4 protein-coding genes and 1 pseudogene are annotated in these 5286 nt (G+C 68.4%); all 5 read left to right on the top strand.

What is annotated here, in order from left to right; genetic code table 11:
* On the top strand, positions 1–597 hold a 597-nt coding region (locus U9980_RS11275; RefSeq protein ID WP_322767870.1), incomplete at its 5' end, for a MaoC/PaaZ C-terminal domain-containing protein.
* A 235-nt stretch (positions 598–832) separates the two neighbouring features.
* Positions 833–2293 (top strand): aldehyde dehydrogenase family protein, encoded by a 1461-nt coding sequence (locus U9980_RS11270; protein ID WP_322767869.1) that lies wholly within the window; start codon positions 833–835, stop codon positions 2291–2293.
* Positions 2294–2713: 420 nt separating this feature from the next.
* Complete coding sequence (locus U9980_RS11265; RefSeq protein WP_322767868.1) at positions 2714–3442, top strand: alpha/beta hydrolase; 729 nt, start codon at positions 2714–2716, stop codon at positions 3440–3442.
* A 128-nt stretch (positions 3443–3570) separates the two neighbouring features.
* Positions 3571–3738 (top strand): annotated as a pseudogene (locus U9980_RS28525) (TetR/AcrR family transcriptional regulator); the annotation flags it as partial.
* A 59-nt stretch (positions 3739–3797) separates the two neighbouring features.
* Entirely contained in the window at positions 3798–5273 is a 1476-nt protein-coding gene (locus tag U9980_RS11260) for an aldehyde dehydrogenase (protein WP_322767867.1), read from the top strand.
* Positions 5274–5286 lie beyond the last annotated feature (13 nt).

Raw genomic sequence — 5286 nt, 5'->3', positions numbered from 1 at the left:
CCACCGCCCCATCGAGCCCGGGATGCGCCTCCAGACGAAGGCTCTCCCCATGGGGTCGTGCCGCACTCGATCGGCTCGACCATCACGGTCAAGGGCGTCACCACGACAGCGGACGGCGAGCCCGTGGTCGATCAGTTCGTGACCGTGTTCATCCGCACGGCGATAGCGCCGGAGGCCGTCGGTGAGAGCACTCCTTCGCGGGTCATCACCCGAGAGGGCGAACCTTTCGCCTCGGTCAGTGCGTCCTATGATCTGGACCAGACGTTCCGGTACATGGAGGCTTCTGGCGACGCCATGCCCCTTCACTCGGATACGACGTTCGCCCAGAGGTTCGGCCTGCCGGGCATCATTCTCCACGGTAATTGCACCCTTGCCTTCGCTACGCGCGCCCTGCTGGAACGGACCTGCGAAAACGACGTACGCAGGCTGAAGCGCCTCGCCGTGCGCTTCCGCCGGTGGGTCACACCCGACGAGACCATCACGACGCGCATATACTGCGCCAGCGAGATCGAAAATCGCCAGGTCTACGGGTTCGAGACGGCGATTGACGGCAGTACGCTTTGTCTTTCGGACGGCCTGATCGAGGTCGAGCCGTAGAGATCTGGAGAGGGCCGGAGCAACGCTCCACGCGAAATATGACGGACATCTAGCGAATCGCACCTAGTTCGTACTATGCTCGCGCTATCCAGGCTCGGCCGTGCGATTCGGTGTCGCAGACGGACGAGTCGCACGTTAACGGTGCAAACAGACGAAGGTCGTGAACGAGCCCCTTGGTGGTTGGATTCCGGCCGGTATCCAACCCCTCGCCGTACCCACAATGGAGACCTGTATCATGCCGCTCATCCGTGAACTTCTGATTGGCGGCACGGACGTGCCCGCCGCCTCCGGTCGTACCGCCGACGACATCAACCCCTATACCGGAGAGGTGTACGCGGCCGTCGCCGCCGCCGGCCGGGAGGACGTGGGGCTGGCGGTGGACGCCGCCGACAAGGCTTTCGCGGAGTGGGCCGCGCTCGCGCCCTTCGCCCGCCGCGCGATCTTCCTTAAGGCCGCCGACCTCGTCGAGGGCAAGGGCGAGGAAGTGGCTGAGCTGATGGCGCACGAGGTCGGTGGCACCCGCCCCTGGGCCTACTTCAACGTCGCTCTCGCCGCGAACATGCTGCGAGAGGCAGCCGCAGCCGTCACCGCCCCGCGCGGTGACGTGCTCAGTGCGCAGGAGGAGGGTGCGCTGGGCCTGGCCGTGCGCGAACCGCTGGGTGTCGTCGCCGCGTTCGCCCCCTGGAATGCGCCGGTCATCCTTGGCGTACGGGCTGTCGCCGCACCGCTGGCTGCGGGCAACACCGTCGTCCTCAAGCCAAGCGAGGACGCCCCGATCGCCTGCGGCCTCTTCGTCGCCGACCTGCTGCGCGAGGCCGGGTTGCCGGACGGTGTGGTGAACGTGGTCACCAACGCGCCCGAGGACGCCGCCGAGATCGCCGAGGCACTGATCTCCGACCCGCGGGTCCGCGCCGTCAACTTCACTGGTTCGACCAGCGTCGGTCGCCTCATCGGCACCCATGCGGCCCACCACCTAAAACCCGCTGTATTGGAGTTGGGCGGCAAGAACGCCGTGATCATTCTTGACGACGCCGATGTGGATTACGCTGTCGACGCCGTCACTTTCAGCGTGTTCATGAACGCCGGGCAGATCTGCATGTCCGGTGACCGGATCCTTGTCCATGAGTCGCTGGCCGACGAGTTCACGCGGAAGTTCACCGCGAAAGTAGCCTCGCTGCACACCGGGGACCCGGCCCATCCGCACACGGTGGTCGGTCCACTGGTGAGCGTCGCCGCCGCCCAACGCGTGGCCGGGCTAGTCAAAGACTCCGTCGCCAAGGGAGCCACGGTGCTCATCGGCGGCGGGGAGCCGGCGGGTGCGGTGCACCCTGCGACCGTGCTCACTGACGTCCCCAAGGACGCGGAGCTCTATTATGCGGAGGTCTTCGGCCCCGTCTGCGTCGTCGAGGCGTTTGCGGACGACGACACCGCGGTGGCCGTCGCCAACGACACCGAGAACGGCCTGACCTGCGGTGTCATCACTGAGAATGCCACGCACGGCCTGGCCGTCGCCCGACGCGTCCGCACCGGCATCGTGCACATCAATGACCAGTCCGTGGCCGACGAACCGCACGCCCCGTTCGGCGGTGTGAAGACCTCCGGGTACGGGCGCTTCGGCGGGCGGTGGGGCATCGAGGCGTTCTCCAACACCCGCTGGGTGACCATTGCCGCGCAACAGGCGCACTATCCTTTCTGACGCCGCCCCTGTCATGCGTGCGATCGGTGCCGGTGGGAACTCGCGCCGTGTACCGCTTGGTGCGCCTGTCACAGAGCCAACAGCGGCAACGCCGCTTCCGTCAACACCAGCTCCTACGCCTCGACGGAACCGCGGGTGCCGGCAGATCCTTCGCCCATCACGAAGGCGTTCGACAGGTCTGACGACACCTACGGCTGCCATCGTGTGCCCGCCCAGCTGGGTCCGATGGGCGTGACTGCCAGCTTGGAGCTGGTGTCTGCCAGCCGACGCCGAAGGGGTGGTCGCTCACCCAGGCCGCGGCCGACGCGCTGCCCGACCTCGTCGGCCGCAACTTCGCCGCCGGTGCGTGCGGCGAGAAACTCGTCGGCGATATCACTTACATCCGGGACCGGAGAAGACGGACGAAAGGGGTTGCCCGACGTGGCGGCATATGTTCTGGTGCATGGGGCAGGGCACGGCGGCTGGTGCTATCAGCGCGTCGCCCCGATACTGCGATCAGCCGGACACGAGGTCTACACGCCCACCCTGACCGGCCTGGGTGAGCGGTCGCACCTGCTGCACCCGGAGATCGACCTCGACACGCACATCCGTGACATCGCCGCGGTACTGCATTACGAGGACCTGCGTGAGGTGATCCTGGTCGGTCACAGCTACGCCGGGATGGTCATCACCGGTGCCGCCGACCGCGCCGCCGACCGAGTGGCGCGTTTAGTGTATCTCGACGCGGGCGCGCCGACGAGCGGCCAGTCCCTCCTCGACCTCAACGTCATCGGAGCGATGATCTCGGAGTCCCGGCCGTTCGGCAAGGTCATCGACGGGGTCGAAGTGGTGTTGCTCCCGTTTCCCGAGGCGGGGACCTTCTACGGCGTCACCGATCCGGACGACCTCGCCTGGATGGCCGACCGGCTGACTGCCCACCCGTGGAAATGCTTCGAGCAGCCGGTGAAAGCCGACGAGACGGCCTTGAGGGCGATCCCGCGTTACTACATCGTCTGCACGTCCACGCTGGCGCTGCCCATCCTGGACCCCGAGCTGGTAGCCGTCGCGCGTGACGAGGGTCGCCTGTGGGAAATCGACACCGGACACGACCTGATGATCACCGAACCCCGCGCAGTCGCCGACGCGCTTCTCGAGATTGCCGCCACCTGACGCAGGGTCACCGGCGGCCTAGCGGACCCGGCGGCCCACCGGTGTGAACTACCTGGCCCTGCTTGACCAGGCCGACAGCGAACACCTGGCCGGATGCGTCAACTACCAGGCACTCCTCATCCCCGGCCGCGGTCGCCGACCAGTTGCAGGCACAGAGCGAGAGCGTCGTGGCCCATGCGGCGCCCGGTCGCGCCGGACTCGAGCAGATCGTGCGGGGGTACCTGTCAACCCAGCACCGCGACAGCCCCGGCGACGGTTGCCCCAATGCCGCACTGCTCGACGAGATCGGGCGCTGCACGGCCGCCCCCTGGCGTCGGACACCTGCACGTTACGCACCATCGAGGAGGATGGACCGATGGCCGATGTCGAGCGGTTCAAGTTGGTGATCGGCGGCAAGCCGGTCGCCGCCGTGTCCGGGGCGACGTTCGAGTCGCAGAACCCGTACACGGGCGAGACGTGGGCCGTCCTCGCCGACGGGTCCCCGACCGACGTCGACGCCGCGGTGGCCGCTGCCCGCTCCGCCCTGGATGGCGAGTGGGGCCGGACCACGGGCTTCGTCCGCGCGCAGCTGCTGCGCCGGATCGGGGACCTGATCGCGGCCGACGCGGAGCGGCTGGCCCGGCTGGAGGTGAGCGACTCCGGCAAGCTCTACCGGGAGATGATCGGCCAGCTGACCAGCATCGGCTCCTGGTTCCATTACTACGCGGGGCTGGCCGACAAGATCGAAGGGCGGCAGATCCCGTCGCCGAACCCGAACTACTTGGTCTACACGCGTAAGGAGCCGATCGGGGTCGTCGCGGCGATCACGCCGTGGAACTCACCGCTCCTGTTGCTGACCTGGAAGCTCGCGCCGGCCCTTGCCGCGGGCTGCACCATGGTGGTCAAGCCATCCGAGCACGCGGCAGCCTCCACCGTCGCCCTGGCCCTGCTGTTCGACGACGCCGGCTTCCCACCCGGCGTCGTCAACGTCGTCACCGGGTCGTCGCCGGAGATCGGCGCCGCGCTGGCCGGACACCCCGGGGTTGACAAGGTCGCGTTCACCGGCGCCACCGCCACGGGCCGGCACGTCGCGCACGCCGCCGCGGAGAACCTGAACCCGGTCACCCTGGAGCTCGGTGGGAAGTCCCCGCAGATCGTGTTCGGGGATGCCGACCTCGCTGCCGCCGCGAGCGGCGTGATTTCGGGGATCTTCGCCGCCACCGGACAGACCTGCATGGCCGGATCCCGGCTGATCGTCCACGATTCCGTGCACGACGAGCTCGTCCGGCTGGTCGCCGAGCGCGCCGCCACGATCAGGCTGGGCGACCCCATGGACCCCGACACGGAGATGGGCCCCGTCGCCAACGCGCCGCAGTACGCCAAGGTGCTCCACTACCTGAAGGTCGCGCGGGACGAGGGCGCAACCGTGGCCTACGGCGGCGCCGTCGACGAGGACCTGGGCGGGCTGTTCGTCAAGCCGACGGTCCTCACGGGGGTTGGGCCGGAGTCGACGGTCGTCCGCGAAGAGGTCTTCGGCCCGGTGCTGGCCGCCTATCCCTTCCACGACGAGGACGAGGCCGTGGCGCTGGCCAACGACACGCCGTTCGGGCTGGCCGGCGCGGTGTGGACGAAGGATGTGCACCGCGCCCACCGGGTCGCCGCGAAGGTGCGGGCCGGGACCGTCTGGATCAACGCGTACCGGGTGGCGGCTCCCAGCGTCCCGTTCGGCGGGTACGGCCTGTCCGGGATTGGCCGGGAGAACGGCGTCGACGCGGTAGAGGCCTACACCGAGACCAAGGCGATCTGGGTCGAGCTCACCGGCAGTACCCGCGACCCCTTCACCCTCGGCTGAGTTGGTCGCGGTC

Source organism: Protofrankia sp. Cr1, from assembly GCF_963555865.1.
In the GTDB taxonomy this organism is placed as follows: domain Bacteria; phylum Actinomycetota; class Actinomycetes; order Frankiales; family Frankiaceae; genus Protofrankia.
Note: the sequence above shows the minus strand (reverse complement) of the source record. Positions and strands in the feature narration are given on the sequence as shown.

Excerpts from the sequence above, each read along its gene's own strand:
- U9980_RS11270 (WP_322767869.1), top strand. The coding sequence starts at position 833 with ATGCCGCTCATCCGTGAACTTCTGATTGGCGGCACGGACGTGCCCGCC.
- U9980_RS11260 (WP_322767867.1), top strand. The coding sequence starts at position 3,798 with ATGGCCGATGTCGAGCGGTTCAAGTTGGTGATCGGCGGCAAGCCGGTC.